Origin of the sequence: Brevibacillus sp. WF146 (assembly GCF_001673705.2) — a bacterium.
Lineage (GTDB): Bacteria > Bacillota > Bacilli > Brevibacillales > Brevibacillaceae > Brevibacillus > Brevibacillus thermoruber.
Genome location: NZ_CP109943.1, coordinates 3,688,161 through 3,706,414 on the forward strand (window position 1 = coordinate 3,688,161; position 18,254 = coordinate 3,706,414).

Annotated in this window: 16 protein-coding genes; 1 reads left to right on the forward strand and 15 read right to left on the reverse strand. The window is 62.4% G+C overall.

Features of this window, described 5'->3' with window-relative positions:
- Nucleotide 1: 1 nt before the first annotated feature.
- The 9 genes from A6764_RS18235 to A6764_RS18275 all read right to left on the reverse strand — a co-directional run bounded on the left by A6764_RS18235 (nt 2) and on the right by A6764_RS18275 (nt 10,730).
- Entirely contained in the window at nt 2–2,050 is a 2,049-nt protein-coding gene (locus A6764_RS18235) for an alginate lyase family protein (RefSeq protein ID WP_065067950.1), read from the reverse strand.
- Between the two features lie 57 nt (nt 2,051–2,107).
- Nucleotides 2,108–2,899 carry a sugar phosphate isomerase/epimerase family protein gene (locus A6764_RS18240; RefSeq protein WP_264622316.1) on the reverse strand — a complete coding sequence of 264 codons (792 nt, stop codon included), beginning with the start codon at nt 2,897–2,899 and terminating at the stop codon, nt 2,108–2,110.
- Nucleotides 2,896–3,888 carry a Gfo/Idh/MocA family protein gene (locus tag A6764_RS18245; protein ID WP_264622317.1) on the reverse strand — a complete coding sequence of 331 codons (993 nt, stop codon included), beginning with the start codon at nt 3,886–3,888 and terminating at the stop codon, nt 2,896–2,898. The genes A6764_RS18240 and A6764_RS18245 overlap by 4 nt, the downstream gene beginning before the upstream one ends.
- A 56-nt stretch (nt 3,889–3,944) precedes the next feature.
- The gene (locus A6764_RS18250) at nt 3,945–4,769 is read right to left on the reverse strand and encodes a carbohydrate ABC transporter permease (protein WP_065067948.1); all 825 of its coding nucleotides are present in this window, start codon (nt 4,767–4,769) and stop codon (nt 3,945–3,947) included.
- Nucleotides 4,770–4,801: 32 nt separating this feature from the next.
- Complete coding sequence (locus A6764_RS18255; RefSeq protein WP_065067947.1) at nt 4,802–5,722, reverse strand: carbohydrate ABC transporter permease; 921 nt, start codon at nt 5,720–5,722, stop codon at nt 4,802–4,804.
- A gap of 12 nt (nt 5,723–5,734) precedes the next feature.
- On the reverse strand, nt 5,735–7,069 hold the full coding sequence (locus A6764_RS18260) for an ABC transporter substrate-binding protein (protein WP_065067946.1): 1,335 nt from the start codon (nt 7,067–7,069) through the stop codon (nt 5,735–5,737).
- A gap of 199 nt (nt 7,070–7,268) precedes the next feature.
- Nucleotides 7,269–8,618: a DUF3656 domain-containing protein gene (locus tag A6764_RS18265; RefSeq protein WP_264622318.1), complete on the reverse strand. Its 1,350-nt coding sequence runs from the start codon at nt 8,616–8,618 to the stop codon at nt 7,269–7,271.
- 32 nt (nt 8,619–8,650) lie between these two features.
- On the reverse strand, nt 8,651–9,712 hold the full coding sequence (locus A6764_RS18270; protein WP_065067944.1) for a dihydrodipicolinate synthase family protein: 1,062 nt from the start codon (nt 9,710–9,712) through the stop codon (nt 8,651–8,653).
- Between the two features lies 1 nt (nt 9,713).
- The gene (locus tag A6764_RS18275; protein ID WP_065067943.1) at nt 9,714–10,730 is read right to left on the reverse strand and encodes an NAD-dependent epimerase/dehydratase family protein; all 1,017 of its coding nucleotides are present in this window, start codon (nt 10,728–10,730) and stop codon (nt 9,714–9,716) included.
- Nucleotides 10,731–11,039: 309 nt separating this feature from the next.
- Between A6764_RS18275 and nhaC the strand changes: the two genes are divergently transcribed.
- Nucleotides 11,040–12,386, forward strand: coding sequence for a Na+/H+ antiporter NhaC (gene nhaC, locus A6764_RS18280; RefSeq protein ID WP_065067942.1), 1,347 nt, complete (start codon nt 11,040–11,042; stop codon nt 12,384–12,386).
- A 3-nt stretch (nt 12,387–12,389) separates the two neighbouring features.
- On the opposite strand, the gene A6764_RS18285 is transcribed toward nhaC, so the two are convergent.
- The 6 genes from A6764_RS18285 to A6764_RS18310 form a co-directional block, all read right to left on the reverse strand.
- The gene (locus tag A6764_RS18285; protein ID WP_029097769.1) at nt 12,390–13,601 is read right to left on the reverse strand and encodes a sensor domain-containing diguanylate cyclase; all 1,212 of its coding nucleotides are present in this window, start codon (nt 13,599–13,601) and stop codon (nt 12,390–12,392) included.
- Between the two features lie 65 nt (nt 13,602–13,666).
- A complete protein-coding gene (locus tag A6764_RS18290; protein WP_029097770.1) occupies nt 13,667–13,993 on the reverse strand; it encodes a DUF3870 domain-containing protein in 327 nt (108 codons plus the stop codon).
- A gap of 565 nt (nt 13,994–14,558) precedes the next feature.
- Complete coding sequence (murQ, locus tag A6764_RS18295) at nt 14,559–15,467, reverse strand: N-acetylmuramic acid 6-phosphate etherase (protein ID WP_029097771.1); 909 nt, start codon at nt 15,465–15,467, stop codon at nt 14,559–14,561.
- Nucleotides 15,448–16,437, reverse strand: coding sequence for an N-acetylglucosamine kinase (locus A6764_RS18300; RefSeq protein WP_029097772.1), 990 nt, complete (start codon nt 16,435–16,437; stop codon nt 15,448–15,450). Before A6764_RS18300 ends, murQ begins: the two co-directional genes overlap by 20 nt.
- The gene (locus A6764_RS18305) at nt 16,424–17,248 is read right to left on the reverse strand and encodes a carbohydrate ABC transporter permease (RefSeq protein ID WP_065067940.1); all 825 of its coding nucleotides are present in this window, start codon (nt 17,246–17,248) and stop codon (nt 16,424–16,426) included. The genes A6764_RS18300 and A6764_RS18305 overlap by 14 nt, the downstream gene beginning before the upstream one ends.
- Before the next feature lie 24 nt (nt 17,249–17,272).
- The gene (locus tag A6764_RS18310; protein WP_029097774.1) at nt 17,273–18,214 is read right to left on the reverse strand and encodes a carbohydrate ABC transporter permease; all 942 of its coding nucleotides are present in this window, start codon (nt 18,212–18,214) and stop codon (nt 17,273–17,275) included.
- Between the last annotated feature and the right edge of the window lie 40 nt (nt 18,215–18,254).

Consider the following 18,254-nt stretch of genomic DNA (forward strand, 5'->3'; position numbering starts at 1 on the left):
GTCACACCTTCACGACATACGCATGTTCGCCCTGACCCGCTTCCCGGCGAATCAGCATCACCTCGCCGCTCATGTGCGTTCCCGCGAATTGATAGCTGTCCGGCCCTTGATGGGAAAAGAGCGCCACCGCCGACCGCCCCTCCCGCCGGATCTCCAGCGCCGTCACCTGTTCCGCATCCAGCAGGCTGTCCCGCGTATCCCTGACCTCCAGCTCCCGCACGGCAAGGCCGGCTTCCTCCCGCCCCAGATGGGTGGTGAGGATGGTCACGAACGCGTGAAACCCGTGTGCCACCTGCCGATAGACCAGCTTCGTCGCCTTCCGCTTCTGGTTGTAGTGGCGGGAAATCCAGCAGGGCTGCATCGTCCACTCGCCCCGGCCCCGGCCGAGCTGCATCAGGGTCAGGTTGCCGCCCTCGGAAAAGGCGGTACGGGCCGTATTTGTCTCCCGATCGATCTGCAGCGGGACGTCCTCGGCAAAGTGAAAGTGCTGCGCGTATCCGTGCGCGCCGTCGGAGCGGAAGGTATCCACCACGATCCAGCAGTCCGGCGGGACGTACAAAATCCGCCGCAGGACCTGCACCGGCCGGCTGAGCGACAGGTACCCGTCGTGCCCTGCCTGCGCGTACGCATACGCCTCGTGAATGCGGCAGTACCTGTCAAGGGGCAGCGCCGTCCTGCCCCACTGCCACGAGTCGATGTAGGCCGACACCGGCAGGCCGTCCACGGTGACGACGTTGTGCTGAAACGCTTCCTTAAAATATTTGCGCTCGTCGTTTTCCATGTAGGTATAGCGGCCGGCATCGACGAGAAACTCGCGGCCGTGGGCCGACAACTCGATGTGCAGCAGATCGTCGTGGCCGTGCGCTTTTCCCGTCAGGGCCATGTGTCCGGCGTCAAACAGCAGGTAATGGGCGTCCGGCGACCACCCGCTGCGCATCGCGACATACCCGGCCTGTTCGAGATGTACCGAGGCAAACACAGGCGGTTCGGCCGGGAGCCGCTCGTACGCGTCCACCCCCTCGCGGCCGAAGTACCAGATGCCCTGATAGTCCAGCACGGGATAGGCCTGCGATTTCAAGTCTCCCCGTCCAAACAGCACGGCGCCCTGGCAGAGAATGTCGCGGATGTCGGTATCGTCGCTGTCGCTGGCCATCGGCTGGTGACCGTTGGGTTTCAACAGCGCGAGGGAGGCCGTGTACATGCTATAGAGCGTCCGCTTCAACTCGTCGGGATACGCCAGTCCGTTTTTCTCCGCCAGCCAGACGCATTCGAACAGACACTGCAGCACTTCGTGGTGGTACATCGGGGACTGCTCGTTGTGCATGCCGTCTTCAAACACCTGCAGGCGGACCATCGCGGCCAGCCGCTCGACGGCCGCGCTCAGCCAGGTCTGCGCCTCGGCCAGGGCGGGAAACAGCAGCCCGATTTGAAACAGTCCGTTGGTTTCCAGAAATCCCCAGTTACTCTGCCGGTCGTGCGGCACGTAGGCGATGTGCAGGTACATCCCGTGCAGCCGGAGCGCATCCCAAAACAGGCGCTCTTCGTCCGTTCCCCAGGCGGGAGAGGTGCGGACACAGTGATAGCCCTTGATCCAGTTGACGATCCGGATGCCGCTGTCCAGCTTGCGCCACGTATCCTTTACGTTGTAAAAACGCTCCCGGCTGGCGTGCACCTCTTCTTCCGTCAGCGGGTTTTGCGCCAGCCAGTCCGTCATCAGCCGAACAAACCCGGCCGCGTACTTCTCGTCGCCGGTCAGCCAGTACGCCTGCCCCAGTTCCGCCATGTACCGCGCCCGATTGAGCATGACCGTCCACTCGAAATCCCCGTTGAGCCGGTACGTCCAATCGATGCGGCCGGGAAAGGAAACCGGCGTGTCGCAGCGTTCCATGTCCCAGCGGTGGGTAAAGACAAAGGTGTTTTCGCAGGCGAGGTCCGCCCGTTTCAGCACCTCGGCGACTTCCTGCGGCCAATGGGACCGGCAGGCGGCAGCCAGATACTCCCGGTCCTGTTCGGACCAAAAAAACGCAGGCGTTGACCTGTGTTCAGCCATGGTTCCTCCTCCTCGGGAAGCGGGAAGTCCTTTACGCGTGACTCGTCCCCGCTCCGTTCATTCTGTCGACGCGATCGACTTCACCTCGTCAAGCGATTGCCTGACGCACGACTCCGCCTGCTCGCCGAAGTATTCGAACGACACGAAGCCCCGATAGCCGCGCCTGCCCAGTTCGGCCAATAGCTTCCGGTTGTCCACGTCTCCCGCAAAGACGGACACGGGAACGCTGTCGGCCCACCGCTGCGGCTGCCAGCGGTAGTTTTTGAGATGGACGTGGTCGACCCAGCGGTACAAGCGATCCAGCGCGTCCAACTGGTCCCGTCCGTCCACGTACAGGTTGAAGCCGTCAAAAATCAGGCGAAGGCGCGGATGATTCGCCGCGGCCAGAAGCGTTTCCACCCCCTCGACGCTGTCGGCCAAGGTGTTGTTGTGCAGCTCCACGGCGACGGTTACGCCGTACCGCTCCCCTCGTTTCGCCGCCTGCTCCAGGGCGGCCGCCATCCGCTCCCGCTCTTCCGCCGTCGACTGCGCAAACGGCTTGCCGCCGGCAAAGACGCGGACGGCCGGACAGTCCAACGCGACCGCCTGCCGCATCGCCGCCTCCGTCTCCGCCAGACTCTCCGCTTCCCCGCCGGCGGAAAAACGGGCGTACGTGCTGATCACGGGCACGGACATCCCCAAGCGGCGCAGCAGCTCGCGCGCCTGCGCCAGCGTCCCGTCACGCCCGTTCCCTCCATCCAGATGTCCCGTCCAGATTTCGATCCCGTCCAACCCCAACCGGCCGGCAGCAGCGGCTGCCTCTTCCAGCGTGTTTTCCTTCCATCCCGTCGTGCACATGCTCCATTTCACCGCGCTGTCCCCCCCTGTGCGACTTCGACTTCCGCGCCGAGACGATGGGAGCGGTACATGGCCTCCACCACGCAGACGACGCTTTTCCCATACGCTCCGGAGCACTCCGGTTCGGAGCCGGAGCGGATCGCCTGCAGCAGCTCCGCAAACTGCAGCGCGAACGGATCGACTTCCTCCTCCACGGCGACGCGCCGGTATTCCCCGCCGTCGCTCATCCACAGCCCTTTCCCGCTGACCAGCTTCAGCATCCCGCCGGTAAAGATCAGCTCGGTTTCGTCTTTCGCCGCTCCCTTGTACCCCGACTGCGAAATCGTCGCCGCCACGCCGCTGTCCGTCTCCAGGTAGGCCAGCCCGCTTCCCTCGACATCTCCCCTCGGGCCAAAATGACTGACGGACGCCTTCACCCGGACTACCCTGCTGTCCGTCAGCCACTGCAGCTTGTCGACGGAATGGACGCCCAGATTCATCAGGATGCCGCCGCCCGCCTTGGCCCTCTCCAAAAACCAGGCGGGCCGCTCGTCGCGGAAGTAGTGGAGGTGGCGCGTGTCATTGACCATCACCAGCCGGCCCAATGTCCCTGTTTTCGTCAGTTCTTTGGCCCTTTGGTTTTCTGGCTTGAAATGCTGGGTATGACCCACCATCAGCGTCACGCCGTGCTGCTGCGCCGCCCGGATGATCGCATCGCACTCCGCTTCGTTCCGCGCCATGGGCTTTTCCAGCAGGATGTGGCAGCCGTGTTCCGCGGCGAAGACGGCCGCCTCCCGGTGCAGGTGGTGCGGCAGCGCCACAACCGCGATGTCGGGCTGTTCCCGCTCCACCATCTCCCTGTAGGACGCGTAGGGAGTGATGCCGAAGCGTCTGCCCGCCGCTCGCGCCCGATCGGCGTCGATGTCGGCGACCGCGACCGCCTGCAGCTCGCCGCTCGCGCCGATCGCTTCCAAATGGCTGTTGGCGATTTCGCCCGCCCCGATGACGACGACCCGGTACATGTAAGTCCCTCACCCTTTCCGCTTCCGCACGGAGCCGTTCGCCCCCTGCGCGCCGTTTACTTCAAACCGGAACTGCCTGCTCCGTGGACAAAGTACTTTTCTCCCAGGAGAAAGACAATGAGAATCGGCAGGAGACTCATCAGCGCGGCCGCCACCAGGTACTGTTCGTTCCCCGTCCACTGCCCCTGCAGCGCCAGAATGCCGATCGGCAGCGTGTACTTTTCCTTGGACGTCAGGTACAGCACCGGCAGCAGAATCTCGTTCCACTTGGTCATGAAGGTAAAGATAGCCAGCGTGGCGAGAGCCGGCTTGCACATGGGCAGAAACACCCGCCAGTAGATTTGAAACGGATTGCAGCCGTCCAGCTTGGCCGCGTCCTCATACGCCGTCGGGACGCTTAAAAACGCCTGCCGCAAAAGAAAGATCCCGAACGGCTGCCCGAGCCACTCGATGATCCACAGCGGCATCAGGGTATCCAGCATGTTCAGCTCCTTGAAGATGATAAACTGCGGAATCATCGTCACGACGGCGGGGATCATCATCGTTCCCAGCACGATCAGGAACAGCGTGTTTTTCAAGGGAAACTCCAGACGGGCAAACGCGTAGGCGATCATGGAGTTGGACAGGATGGCCCCGACGACCGACAGGATCGCGACGATCAGGCTGTTTAGCGTGTAGGTGCCAAAGTCGGCCATGTTCCAGACTTCGGCGTAGTTGCTCCACTGCGCGGGATCGGGCAGCCACGTGGACGGCACGGCCGTGTACTGCTGATACGTCTTCAGCGAGTTGAACACGGCGGTGGCAAAGGGCAGCAGCATCACGAGCGAACTGACCAGAATCACGGCGTAGCCGGCCGCTTTTTTCAACCGGAAGTAGTTCATGGAACGTCTCCTTTCGCTCCGGGACCTACCCTTCATTTCTCGTAATACACCCAGCGCTTCTGCAGTTTCACCTGGATCAGCGTGAACGCGAACAACATGATGAACAGCACCCAGGCGATCGCCGAGGCATAGCCCATATGGAGGAAGGAAAAGCCTTCGCGATACAGGTACACCATGAGCAGCAGGCTGGCGTTGTTGGGGCCGCCGGCCGCCGTGGCGTCCACCGATCCGCCGGTCATCACGTAGATTTGCTCAAACGCCTGAAACGTGGAGATGGTGCTCAGGATGAGGACCAGAAAGGTCGTCCCGGAGATCATCGGCATGGTGATGTGGCAAAACTTCCTGACCACTCCCGCGCCGTCCATGTCCGCCGCCTCGTACAGCTCCTGCGGAACGTTTTGCAGCCCCGCCAGAAAGATCACCATGATGTAGCCGACGCCCTTCCAGACGGCCACCAGCACCAGGATGGGGATGACCAGCCACTCGTCCTGCAGCCATTTCTGCGGCTCCAGCCCCAGCCGCATGAGGAGGGAGTTCGCCATGCCGAAGCGCGGGTTGAAGATCGCGTCGGCCACGTAGTAGATCACCGTCCAGGAGGAGATGACCGGCAGAAAGTGAGCCAGCCGGATCAGCTTCAGCCCCCTCAGCTTCTGGTTCAGCGCGACCGCCAGGACCAGCGCCAGAAAGGTTTGGGCCGGCACGAACAAGACGGCGAAATAGACGGTGTTCCACAGCGCCTTCCAAAACACCGGGTCGTGGACCAGCTTCTCGTAATTGGCCAGACCCACCCACTGCGGCGGATTCAGGATGTCGTAGTCCGAAAAGCTGAAGTAGAGCGAGGCGAGAAACGTCACCGCCACAAACACGACGAAGTGGACGATGTAAGGGGAGACCATCAACAGCCCCCATCTCCCCTCGCTCTTCTTTTGGGCATGTTTCTTCACCGTTTCCATCGCGACGCGCCCTCACTTTTGGTAAAATGCGTCCAGCACCTGCTGTACGTCCCGATCCGCCTTGGACAGCGCTTCCTCCACCGGCATCTCGCCCAGAAAGGCGCGGTTGATGCTGTCGTTGAACTTGCTCAGCCACTCTTCCCACACCGCGTTGTCGTCCAGCCGGCCGGCGAAGGCGAAGCTGTCCAAAAACGCCTGCCTGTTTTGCGGCGGAGTGCCGGTCTCGAGGAACAGCGGGGAGTTTGCCACCGATTTTTTCACCGGCACGGCTTCGCCCAGACGGGCCCATTCCTTCTGCACCTCGTCGTCCGTCACCCAGTACTTGATCCACTCCCAGGCCGCCTGCGCCTTCGCGTCGCTCGTCTTGCTGTTGATCACCCAGGAATTGGCGATGATCGGGGCGAACCGCTTGCCGTCCGGCCCTTTGGGCAGCAGGGTAACGTCGTAGTTCAGGCCTGCTTCGTTGGCCGCCAGCACCCTGGCGTAAATGCCGATCCGCATCGCCGCCTGCCTGCTGGGGAACGGGGCGACCGGGCTCTTGAAGCTCTTCAGATCGCTGGGATCGGTAAACAGGTTCCGCTTCATCCCGTCCACGATCCACTCCAGCGCCCGCTTGTTTTCCGGCGATTGGATGACCGACTTCTGCATCGTCTCGTCCAGCACGCCGCCGCCGTAGGACTTGAGCACGCTCATCCAGCCCTCGGTGATGCTGAAAAAGGCCAGGCCGAATTGATTGACGGCCTTGCCGTCGAAGGCCGGGTCGCGGGCATTGCGTCCGCTGCTGTCAAGCGTAAGCACTTCCGCCGCTTGTTTCAGATCGTCCCAGGTCCAGTTCTCGTTCGGGTACGGCTGGCCTGCTTTGTCAAACATCTCCTTGTTGTAAAACAGCACCGCGATCTGAACCCCCTGCGGCACTCCCCAATAGCGTCCGTTGGCGTCCTTGTTGAACTCCAGGCCGTAGTAGTCGTCCGTGTTCAAGTCTTTGCTGACCCAATCGGTCAAGTCCTTGGCAGCCCCCCGCTCGGCAAACTTGGCCACGTAGACGCCGTCGGAGAGCCAGACGTCCGGTGCGCTGCCGGCGGCTATCTGGGTGTCCAGCTTTTGAAAGAACTTGCCGTACGGCGCCGATTCGGTCGTGACTTCGATGCCGGGGTGCTTATCCATGAACCGTTTCACCAGCTCCTGCATTTTCGCGTCCGAACTGCCGGACGAGTAGTAGCCGAGCTTCAATGACACTTTTTCGCCGGTGTTCCCGGCGGCGTCCCGGCTGCCCGAACAGCCGGAGACGAGCAGCGCTCCGCTCAGGCCAACGGCTGCCAGCCACGTGACGATGCGGTGTTTTCGCATGCAAATCCCCCCGTTTTTCTTCTCCGTTTCAAACCGGATGAGCCGGGACTGCCGTCAGGACGGTGGGCCGCTCATCCGCGTCGAAGCCCTAATTTGTTCAAAGGTTAAAAACATTCAGATAAAAACAGCCGTACTTCAACTGTACGCAATCCCCGGATAATGGGTCAATGTCGAAAACCCGTCTGGAATTCCCGCCCGCTCACTCGGCCGAGGCCCGCTCCTGCTCGCCGCGGCAGACCGGGGAGGCGGCAAAGGAGAGGCGGTACACCTGCCGCGGCCTGCCCCGCGACGTGATTTTTTCCACCCCGACGATTTCCACCAGCCCGGCGTCGAGCCACTGCAGCATGATACGGTGGGCGCTGCGGACGGTCACCCCGAGGATCGAAGCCAGCTCCTGCGCGGTGTACTCCGTTTTCCCCAGGCGCGTCACCTGTGCCATCAGCTTGCTCATGTAGGCGGCGGTCATGCCCGCCTTTTCCGCCTTTTGCAGCAGATCCTTGTCGGTGATGGACAGCCCGTAGACCATCGGATGAGCCATCTCGACCGGACCGATGACGCTTCTGTCTTCCAGCACGATGAAGCAGATATCCCCTCCGAACTCTTTGGACTGGCGGAGCGCCAGCCGGGCGTGGGTTCCCGCTTCGTTGGCCGACTTGCCAAAGCCGACGCCGATGCTGAGCGAGACGCCCAGGGCGGTTTTCGCGTCCGTCAAGAGCGGAATGAATTTGTACCCTCTCGTCTCCCGTTCGAAAATCCCCCGGGTGGTGACAAACTGGTACTCGCCTCCGCCCAGGCTGGTCAAATAGCCGTCCAGGCAGCCCACGTAATCGAGAAACATCCGGTGAATCTCCAGTTTCCGCTTTTGCACGTCGTACTCGGACGAGCTTCGCTCCACCCACTGCGTGTAGCCGTCGATCTGAATCAGTCCGAAGACGATCTGCGACTCCTTGTTGCGCCGCTTCTCCGTGGAGAGCAGGGCCCGCTCCAGGGATACGGTGATGTCCTGGATGGTGGGCGTCACCCACTCGTTGGGAATGCCAAGACTGGTCAGCGCGTCGGACACGGCCTTCACGCCCGTCAGCGCCCCGTCGCTTATCCCCTGCTCAAACGCTTCCCGGTGGAAGCGGATCATCTCCTCCACTTGATAGGAGCCCCCGCTGTAGTAGTGCATCTCGGCAAACGGCTCTCCCAGTTCGTTCAGCACTTTTTCCACCGCCTGCCGGGCAATCGTGTCAATCGAGAAGCAGCCCCGCCGCTTGTACGGATACAGGCGAAACAGCGCGCGGTACAGTCCCGTTCCCGTCAGCGGCACGTAGTGGACCGGGACGGTAAAGGACACGGATTCCTTGGCGATTTTGTACGGATAGTAGCCGGAGAACAAAAGCACCTCCACTTCGTCCATCAGCTCGCGGGCAAAGACGGGCGCGTCCGCGATCTGATCGGAAGCGCGAAATACCGGGATGAAATTGGGAAACGATTTGATCGCCTCCCGGATGCTTTCCACGATCGCGACAGGGCCGATGACCCCGATCTTGATTTTGACCTGCATCGCCACGCCCTCCTCCCTGCGCCTGTCGGGACTTACGACAGCCACTCGTCCAGATGTTTCCGGACAAACGAATCGTCGTTCAGCTCCGGGTACTCCCGGTACACGCGGTCGATTTCCTCCCGCTGGCCGTCCGACAGCTCTTCATCCGGCCGAAGGCACAATCGCCCGGCGAGGAGCCCCTGCCGCCGCAGCACTTCGTGGATGCCGGGGATGCACCCGGCAAACTGATGAGCGGGGTCGAAAAAGGCGGCATTGGCGTCCGTGACGGCGATCCCGCGGGCCAGCAGTTCCGCCGGGATCACCCCGCTCGCCCTCACCCGCTTGATCTCGTCGAGCAGCCGCACCGCCGCATGCGTCCAGACCGCCCAGTGGCCGAGCAGCCCCCCGACGATCCGTTTTTCCACCGGTCTTCCATCCACCCAAACCCGATAGGTCGTCAGCAGATCGGCGACGATGTTGTCGTCGTTGCCCGTGTACAGGGCGATGTCGTCGCGGCGGCTGGAGCGGCAGACCGCCCGCACCACATCGAGCGTCTGGTACCGGTTGAACGGGGCCAGCTTCACCGCCATGACGCCAGGTATCTCGGCAAACTCCCGCCAAAACGCGCCGCTCAGCTCCCGTCCCCCGACAGCGGGCTGCAGGTAAAAGCCAAACACCGGGATCACCTTGGCGATCTCCTCGGTTCGCCGGAGCAGGTCCGCCTCACTCCAGTTGTGTAGCCCCCCCATGCTGACCAGCCCCAGATCGTAGCCCAGACGCGCCGCCAATTCCGCTTCGTGCAGCGCCTGTGGGGTGGGGCCGCAAATGCCGGCCACCTTGATGAACGAGTCGGTTTTTCCCGCCCGCTCCACCTCCTCGACGGCGAGGCGCAGCACCGGTTCCAGCAGATTGATCTCCCGGTCCCTGATCGCAAACTGGGTCGTGTGGACCCCCACGGCCACTCCACCGGCTCCGGCAGCCAGATAGTATCGCGTCAGTCCGCGCTGCCGCCGTTCGTCCAGCTTGCGGGAGGCGTCGAGAGCGAGCGGGTGGGCGGGAATCACCACTCCGTCGCGAAGGTGTGCGGCAACGGCCGGACGAAGCTCTTGAACCACCTCAAAATTCCCCCTTTCGCTCCTGGAAGCGCGTCGCTTTATTCAATATCTCGCCGCCCGCTTCGATCCACTCCGCCGTCCAGTCGATCATCTGCCGAAGCGAGACCCGCGGGTACCCGAACAGCCGATGGGCTTCGGCCGCATTGCTCAAGAGGGCGGTCTCCTGCTCCTGATTCACGAAGACGGGATCGACCGCAAACCGCTTGGCGAACTGTTCGGCCAGCCAGCGTACGGAAACGGTTTCCGGACCGGTTACGTTCAGGACGCGCGGAGGCGTCTCGCACAGGGCGAGGGAGCGGATGGCCATGTCGTTGGCGTCCCCCTGCCAGATGACGTTGACATGCCCCATGCCCAAATCGATCGGCTGCCGGTCGCGGACGGCTTTTGCCACTTCGAGCAGGACCCCGTACCTCATGTCTATCGCGTAATTCAAGCGAAAATGCAGCATGGGGATGTTGTAGGCAGCGGAAAAGTAGGAAAAAATCCGCTCCCGGCCCAGGCACGACTGCGCGTATTCGCCCACCGGCGACACCGGCGTCTCCTCGGTGGCTCCTCCCCGGTTCAGCGGCATCAGCGGATAGACGTTCCCCGTCGAATAGGAGACGATCCGCGCGTGGCGAAACGCTTCCGCCACCCGCCCGGGCAGGTAGGCATTCATCGCCCAGGTATACGGCTCTCTGCCGGTCGTGCCAAACTTTTGGCCGGCCATGAAGATTACATTTTTCGCCTTGGGCAGCCGCTGAAGCTGTTGGTCGTCCAGCAAATCGGCGGCGATCGTTTCAATCCCGGCCGCTTCCAGCCTGGATCGGAGCGTCCCGGAGGAAAAACGGGAAACGCCGATCACCCGTTGGTTTCCCCCCGCCGCCCTGATCGCGTTTTTCGCCAGCATGGCCAAACTGGGTCCCATCTTGCCGCCGACGCCGAGGATGATCAGGTCCCCGTCCAATTGGGATACTGCTCGGATTAAATCGACTGAAGGTTCTGTCATTTTTCGTTCCAGCTCTTCCACTGTCTTCATGCGTTCCTCCCGATTTACGTGTTCTTCCCGCGAGATGCTGCAGCACGACGCTGTAGGTTTATTGTATGAAGGGGGACGTTGAACAGACAAGGACGAAAACGCGTCTGAAAATCGGCAGACAGAGGCCGGAAATTCCCCTACTACTCGGTATTTTTTTGCCATTCCGAATTCGGTCAAATTCGTTGACGAATCAAGCAAATCGGGCTACAGTACCTCTATCTCGCTTAAACGCACAAAAGCACAAAAGCCGTAAAGCCAAAAAGCGGGAACGTGCATGCATCCCACTTTGTACAAGGAGTATGACTATTGATGAACAAATCGTTGTCGTTTGCACAAAGCGCGTCGGTGCTGGTCGCCGTCTTCGCCGTGCTGTTTCCCGCCCTGTTCTGGGGAAAAGCGGAGCCGCACATGCCGCTCCTGGCCGCGACCGTGGCCGCTGCGATCCTGCTGCGCCTGTACGGAATCACGTGGAGGCAGATGGAGGAAGGGGTGGTGAAAGGGGTGCAGTCAGCCGTCGGGCCGATGCTGCTCCTCGCGCTGATCGGCATCCTGATCGGGGTGTGGATGATAAGCGGGACGATTCCGACCATCCTGTACTACGGGATCGCCACCATCCAGCCGCAGTACTTTACGCTGAGCGCCCTGTTCCTGACGATCGTCGTCTCGACCGTGACCACCAGTTCGTTCACCACGATCAGCACGGTCGGCGTCGCGATGATGGGGGTCTCCGCCGCCCTGGGGCTTGACCCGCTCGTGACGGCGGGCGCCGTCATCTGCGGTGCTTGCTTTGGGGACAAAATGTCGCCGCTGTCCGACACGACCAACATTGCCGCCGGGGTGGCGGGTGTGCCGTTGATGACGCATATCCGCTTCATGACGCGGACTACAGTGCCCGCGTTTGCGATTACCGTGCTCTTCTTTGGCCTGCAGGGACAGACATCCCCTGTCGACCTGCAGGGGATTTCCGCCATCCGGCAGGAACTGGAGCAGCACTTTACGCTCTCGGCCCTGACGCTGCTGCCGGCGCTGGCCGTGCTCGTCTGCTCCGCCATGCGCATGCCGCTCATGCCGACGCTGATCCTGGGCATTGCCAGCGGGATCGCGACCGCCGCGCTGCTGCAGGGGGCGACCTCGCCGGCCGAATGGCTGAACGTGATGCAAAACGGCTTTCACGCCGAGTTCGCCAACGACACCGTCGCCTCGATCGTCAACCGGGGCGGCCTGATGTCGATGACCTGGTCGCTCTCCCTGATCCTGATCGCGCTCTCCCTGGGCGGTCTGCTGCAGCACGGCGGCGTGTTTGACGGCCTGTTCCGCGCGCTGATGCAGCGGATCAAGCGGGACGGCGACCTGGTCGGGCTGGCCGGAACCTCCTCCATTCTGGTCAACGCCTTGACCGGCGAGCAGTACCTCTCTATCCTGCTGCCCGGCCAGATGTTTCGGGACGCCTTTTCCCGCAGGGGGATGGCGCTCAAGCGTCTCTCCCGCACCCTGGAGGACTGCGGCACGCTGGTCAATCCGCTCATTCCCTGGGGGGTGAGCGGCGCGTTTTTCACCACCACCCTGCACGTGTCGACGGTTGACTACCTGCCGTACGCCCTGTACCTGTGGCTGTCGCCGCTGTTTACGTTTCTCTACGCCTGGTTCCGCCGCTGAGCGCTACGCCGTGCCGTACACCGTGGCGCAGTTTTTCCCGTTGTGCTTGGAGCGGTAGAGCGCTTCGTCCGCCGCCCGCTTCAACCCGTCCGCCGTAGCGGCGTGCTCGGGATAACAAGCGATTCCCACGCTGACCGTCACCGGGATGACCCGCCCTTCGTAAACCAGCGGGTGCAGGCGCAGGTACTCCCGGATGGCCCGCACTTTGGCCATCGCTTCGTCCAGCGTCGCTCGCGGGGAAAGCAGCATGAACTCGTCTCCGGCGTAGCGGTAGACGCTATCTCCTGGAGAGGCGCTCTGCTTCAGAGCCTCGGCGATGCGCCGGATCAGCGCGTCGCCCAGGTGATGGCCGTACTGGTCGTTCACCGCTTTCAGATGGTCGGAGTCGAGCATGACCAGCGCGACGGAGGGCGGCTCGCTCTGCAGGATCTGCTCCAGGTCGCGGTGAAAGGCGCGGTAGTTCAGAATGCCGCTCAGCTCGTCCCGAAACGACATCTGGTACATCCGGTCGTACAGCCTGGCGGTCTCGATCGCGCTGGCCACCTGAAAGCCGATGATGGCGAGCAGTTCCTCGTGCTCCTTTTTGTAGGCGAACTCGCGGTACGACTGGGCGGAGATCACCCCTTTGATCTGGTTGTCCAGCATCAGCGGCACAAAAATGCAGGCGTTGGTGTCGCTGTCGGGGTTGCCCCACCGCACGGACGCGCCTTCCGTCTCGTCCCCCGACGTCTGCAGATGGACGGTTTGCCGGGTGGCGAGCACTTTGGAAATCAGCCCTTTTCCGTACGGGAGGGTGATCGGTCCGTAGTTGACCCCGTTGTCGATGCTGATCGGAATGCGGATCTCGCTGTCCCCTTCATCGTAAAAGGCGATGAAGAAGGCGTCGGTCGGCATCACCCGGGAGACCAGTTCAAAGGCCTTCCACAGAATCTCTTCTTCCTCGAAGGTCTTGGCGAAGATGTGGCTGAGATCATGGAGAATTTTCAAATGTTCTGACAGCCACAGCAGGTGTGTCACTTTTTCGTTTAGTTTGACAATTTCCTCCAGCAGTTGTTTGTGACCGATGCGTTCCCGCTCCGGCAGCACCCCGGCCAGTTCGCGGGAGAGCGCATCCACTTCCCCGCGGTCCACCTGTTCGATCCGGTGCAGCCACTGGCTGTACCGTTTCAGCAGGTGTTGCGTGTACTCTTCCCTTGTCGATGTTTCTTCTCGCATGTACAACCCTCCAGCACCTTCGGGCGGTTGATTCCGTTGGCATCCTGCAACTGGCTGCGCTTTTCCTATCGTTTTCTCTCGTGATAACGGTCGACGGCGGCGCGAATCGCCTGCAGCACCGCTCCCTGTCCGGGCGCCAGGAAACGCTCCTGTACCTCCTGCACAATCTCCGCCATCCCGTTTGCGACCGATTTGCCCCTCAACAGCGAGGCGAGAAAGTCGCTGGTTTTCTCCATGACAAACGTAAAGCTGGCGTCGCAGATGACTTCGTCTTCCACGTCGATGATGAGCACGCATCCCACCATCGTGGACAATTCGTACAAGGTCGTCCCCTTGGGAATTTGGGCAAAGCCCGCCGTCAGCACGGTCCGCTTGTCCGCCCAGTCCGCCATCCGATTCATCCTCCTCGCTCACCGTCCGTTTCCGTTTTGCAATGGCCGCCGCACGCGGCTTGGCCGGCACCGATGCGGGCTGACGATCCGTCCGGTGCGGGCCAGCGCCGAGGCCATGCAGGCCATCCACGATGGAAAAGAAAGTTCGCCCGATCCGCTCCCTTTTTTGGCGGACGAGAAAACGGCTACCCCTTCACGGCAATAGCCTGTACCGTTTTTTTCTGCTATGTACAACCAATATTACCCTATTCCCTCTGTTGTTTCCATCCCCTGTTCGCGGCATAACGTTCGAAATCGTCTGCAGAACAGACAGAGGAGAAAGAGCCCGCGGATCAGCACGTCGAAAAAGACGGACAGCCGCCGGTCGGGCAAAACCAGCGAAGGCAACGAGCACCACTTCCTTGCGCCTTTCAGGATGTCAACCACGCTGCCCCTCATACGCAAACCGGCCGAAATCATCCAGTCTTTTTCGCCAACTCTCCCGCGTGCCGACGCCTCCCGCAAACGACACGAGGCGCAGGCGATCCGTTTCGCCGGACCCGCCTGCGCCGCTGTCTTTTTCCGCCTATTCCTTCGCCTGATGGATGGCGTTCCGCACTTTGCCGCCGGCCCGGCGCAGCCGCTCCGCCGCTTCCGCCGCCGACAGGCCGGCCAGCTTCATCACAATCGCCACGCGGGCGTCTCCGGCCGCGTCGGCGATCAACTGCTCCGCCTCGGCGTAGCCGACGCCGGCTGCCTGCATGACGATGTGCTTGGCCCGCTCCCGCAGCTTGTGGTTGGTCGCCTGCACGTTGACCATCAGGTTGCCGTACACTTTGCCCAGGTGGACCATGCTGGCCGTCGTCAGCATGTTCAGCACCATCTTGGTGGCGCTCCCCGCCTTCAGCCGCGTCGACCCGGTCACCACTTCCGGGCCGACGACGATGTTGATCGAGACGTCCACGCCCTGGCTGATGTCGGGATCGGGGTTGCAGGAGAGGGAGACGGTGGCCGCCCCCCGCGCCTTGGCTTCCTCCAGCGCGCCGATCACGTACGGCGTCCGCCCGCTGGCGGCTATGCCCACCACCACGTCCCCGGCGCGCACGCCGCACCGCTGGACGTCCTCCTGTCCCAGCTCCGGCGAGTCTTCCGCCCCTTCAATCGCTTCCTTCAGAGCGGCTTCCCCTCCGGCGATGATCCCCTGCACCAACTGCGGATCGGTGCCAAAGGTGGGCGGACACTCCGCCGCATCCAGCACCCCCAGCCGCCCGCTCGTGCCGGCGCCGAAGTAAAAGAGGCGCCCCCCTGTTTCCAGGGCGGCAGCGATCATGTCCACGGCCCGTGCCACTTCGGGCAGGACGCGCTGTACGGCGTGCGCCACCTTTTTGTCCTCTTCGTTCATCAGCGTCACGATTTCCAGGCTGGACATCTGATCCAGCGACTCGCTCGCCTGGTTGCGCATCTCCGTTGTGAGCTCAAACAAGTTCTCCCCCATTGGCTTCCCCCTCTGGATGGTATCGGCACAGATTCTTCCTGACTGCCGCATCGAGCGGCCGGCCCGCCCGCATCAGCGCCGCGGCCAGACAGCCCGTCACCGGCGGCGCGGCCGGCACGACCGCCTCAAACCGGGCCAGCTCCAGCACGGCGCGGCGCAGCATCGTATCGGCCGCCATCAGCCCGCCCGCCAGCACCACGGGCAGCCGCTCCCCCGCCTTGGCCAGACACGTCTCCGCAAGCTCCAGCAGCGAAGCCGCCGCCTGCCGCACCAGCCGTCCGGCCACAGCGTCGCCCGCGGCCGCCGCCCGGTCCACCAGGATGGCCGCCCCGGCCAATTCCCTGCGCGGGTTGGGCGATCCGTACAGCCGGGCGATCAGTTGGTCGGGAGTGTCCACCCCGTAGTGCGACACCAGCATCCCGGTCAGCGCCGTCGCTTCGCCGCGGCCGTCAAACGCCCGGAGCGCGGCGGCAACCGCCTGCCGGCCCAGGTCAAAACCGCTGCCCTCGTCGCCGACCAGATACCCCCAGCCCCCGACGCGATGCCGGCTGCCGTCCGCCGTCAGCGCGCAGGCGATGGAGCCGGTACCGGCAATCAGCACGATGCCCGGTCCGCCCCAGGTGCCGGAGTAGAGCGCGGCCACGGCGTCGTTGTCGATCTGCAGCCGCTCCCCCCACTCCGCTTGAAACGCGTTGACGATCATCGTCTGTACCTGCGGCCGATCGGCTCCGGCCAATCCGAAAAACAGCCCTTCCACCTCGTGTGCCGCCGCTCCCGCCTGCCTGAGACAGTCGCGGATTAACGCGCGCAGCGTCTCCTCCACCTCCGGCCAGGGGCGCGACAGCGGATTGCTCCCCTCTCCCATAGCCAGGGCGACGATCCGCCCGTCCGCGCCGCAGACGGCCGCCGTGGTCTTGCTCCCGCCGCCGTCGATGCCGAGAAACCAGCGCCGCTTTTCACTTGACCGCACCGGCTGTCAGCCCCTCCATGAACTGCCTGGACGCCAGGAGAAACACGCCGATCATCGGCAGGGCAGAGAGCGTCAAGCCGGCAAACAGCAGGCTCCAGTCCGTCTCGTATTCGCCGAACAGCACCATCATCCCCACGGGGATCGTCTTCAGCGTCTCCTCCTGGATGAAGATCAGCGGAAAAAAGAAGTCGTTCCAGGCGCCAATAAAATTGATGATCACCACGGTCCCCAGCGCGGGCCGAATCAGCGGCAGCAGCACCCGCCACAGCACTTGAAAGTGGCTGCAGCCGTCGATTCGGGCCGCCTCCTCCAGCTCCACCGGCAGCGTGCGGAAAAAGCCGGTGAGGATAAACACGGAGATCGGGATGCCGCTCGCCGTGTAAATCACAATCAGCGACCAAAGGGAGTTTAACAGCCCCAGCTTCTTCATCAGCATGAACAGCGGGACAATCCCCAGCTTGATCGGGATCATCAAGCCGATCAGAAAGAAAAAGTACAGCACCCCTGTCCAGCGGAACGAAAACCGGGCCAGGTAAAACGCGGCCATCGCCGAAAAGAGGGCGATCAGCACGACCGACGCGACGCTGACAATGACGCTGTTCCAGAAAAAGTGGGCAAACGGCACCGCCTCCCACAGCTTGCGGTACGTCTCCAGGCTGAACGACCGGGGCAAGGAAAGCGGATCGGAAAAAATCTCCGCATTGGTTTTAAACGACGAGACGATCATCAGCACAATCGGGTAGGTCGCCACCAGCACGAACAGATAGGCGAACACATACTGCAGCGACCGGACGCCCACGCCAGTTTTCACGGGCTGCTCCTCCTTTCCGCTCCGTCAGTGCCGCACTTCCCGTTTCCGCATCAGGTAGAGGGAAAGCGCCGAAACGGACGCGACGATGAAAAAGATGACAACGGCAAGCGCCGAGCCCAGACCGATGGAGACGTCACCCGCGCCTCCCGCCCCGCTGAACGCCAACCGGTAAAAGTAGACGGCCAGCGTGTCGGTGGAATGAAACGGTTCGCCCATCGACCCCTGCATGGCGTACACCAGTTCAAACGCTTCGAACGCCTGGATGAAGGTAAAGATCGTCATGATCGTGATCGACGGCATACAGAGCGGCAGGATGATCCTCACCAGCATCCGGGGGCCGCTCGCCCCGTCCAGGCGGGCCGCCTCGATCAGCTCCTCGGGAATCGACTGCAGCCCGGCGAGAAAAATCAGCACCGCAAACCCGATGCCAAACCAGCAGTTGACGAGAATGATCGCCAACAGGGCGGTATCCGGGTCTCCCAGCCAGGGCCTGGCCCACTCCGAAAGCCCCAGCTTGTGCAATAGGGTGTTGAGCGCCCCGTAGTTGGGGTTGAGGATCAGCTTCCACAAAAAGCCGACCACGATGACGGACAAGAGCCGGGGCAGGAAGTACGCCACCTTGAGGAAGCCGGCTCCCCTGATCTTGCGGTAGATGAGAAAGGCGAGCACAAAGGCGATGCCGTTTTGCACGATCATCTCGACCACAAAGTAGATGACGTTGTGGCCAAACGCGTTCCAGAACATTTCGTGAAACGGCTCCACCCGAAACAGCGTGATGAAGTTTTTCAGGCCGACGTAGGCGCCTCTGGCAATGCCCTCCCACTCGTACAAGCTGTAGGTGAAGGCGGAAACGATCGGATAGACGACAAACAGCGTGTAGATCACGAGAGCCGGAAGGGGAAACAGGTGGACGAGCCACCGCGCCTTTCCCTTTGGACGGGCAGCCTGTGTCTTGGATATGCCCATGTTCACCCACCCCCTGATGGGGACGGCGGAGCGGAAACAA

What these genes read in the sequence shown, in the direction of transcription:
- A6764_RS18235 (WP_065067950.1), bottom strand. Translation starts at nt 2,050, where the DNA reads ATGGCTGAACACAGGTCAACGCCTGCGTTTTTTTGGTCCGAACAGGAC.
- A6764_RS18245 (WP_264622317.1), bottom strand. Translation starts at nt 3,888, where the DNA reads ATGTACCGGGTCGTCGTCATCGGGGCGGGCGAAATCGCCAACAGCCAT.
- A6764_RS18250 (WP_065067948.1), bottom strand. Translation starts at nt 4,769, where the DNA reads ATGAACTACTTCCGGTTGAAAAAAGCGGCCGGCTACGCCGTGATTCTG.
- A6764_RS18255 (WP_065067947.1), bottom strand. Translation starts at nt 5,722, where the DNA reads ATGGAAACGGTGAAGAAACATGCCCAAAAGAAGAGCGAGGGGAGATGG.
- A6764_RS18260 (WP_065067946.1), bottom strand. Translation starts at nt 7,069, where the DNA reads ATGCGAAAACACCGCATCGTCACGTGGCTGGCAGCCGTTGGCCTGAGC.
- A6764_RS18265 (WP_264622318.1), bottom strand. Translation starts at nt 8,618, where the DNA reads ATGCAGGTCAAAATCAAGATCGGGGTCATCGGCCCTGTCGCGATCGTG.
- A6764_RS18275 (WP_065067943.1), bottom strand. Translation starts at nt 10,730, where the DNA reads ATGAAGACAGTGGAAGAGCTGGAACGAAAAATGACAGAACCTTCAGTC.
- nhaC (WP_065067942.1), top strand. Translation starts at nt 11,040, where the DNA reads ATGAACAAATCGTTGTCGTTTGCACAAAGCGCGTCGGTGCTGGTCGCC.
- A6764_RS18285 (WP_029097769.1), bottom strand. Translation starts at nt 13,601, where the DNA reads ATGCGAGAAGAAACATCGACAAGGGAAGAGTACACGCAACACCTGCTG.
- A6764_RS18290 (WP_029097770.1), bottom strand. Translation starts at nt 13,993, where the DNA reads ATGGCGGACTGGGCGGACAAGCGGACCGTGCTGACGGCGGGCTTTGCC.
- murQ (WP_029097771.1), bottom strand. Translation starts at nt 15,467, where the DNA reads ATGGGGGAGAACTTGTTTGAGCTCACAACGGAGATGCGCAACCAGGCG.
- A6764_RS18310 (WP_029097774.1), bottom strand. Translation starts at nt 18,214, where the DNA reads ATGGGCATATCCAAGACACAGGCTGCCCGTCCAAAGGGAAAGGCGCGG.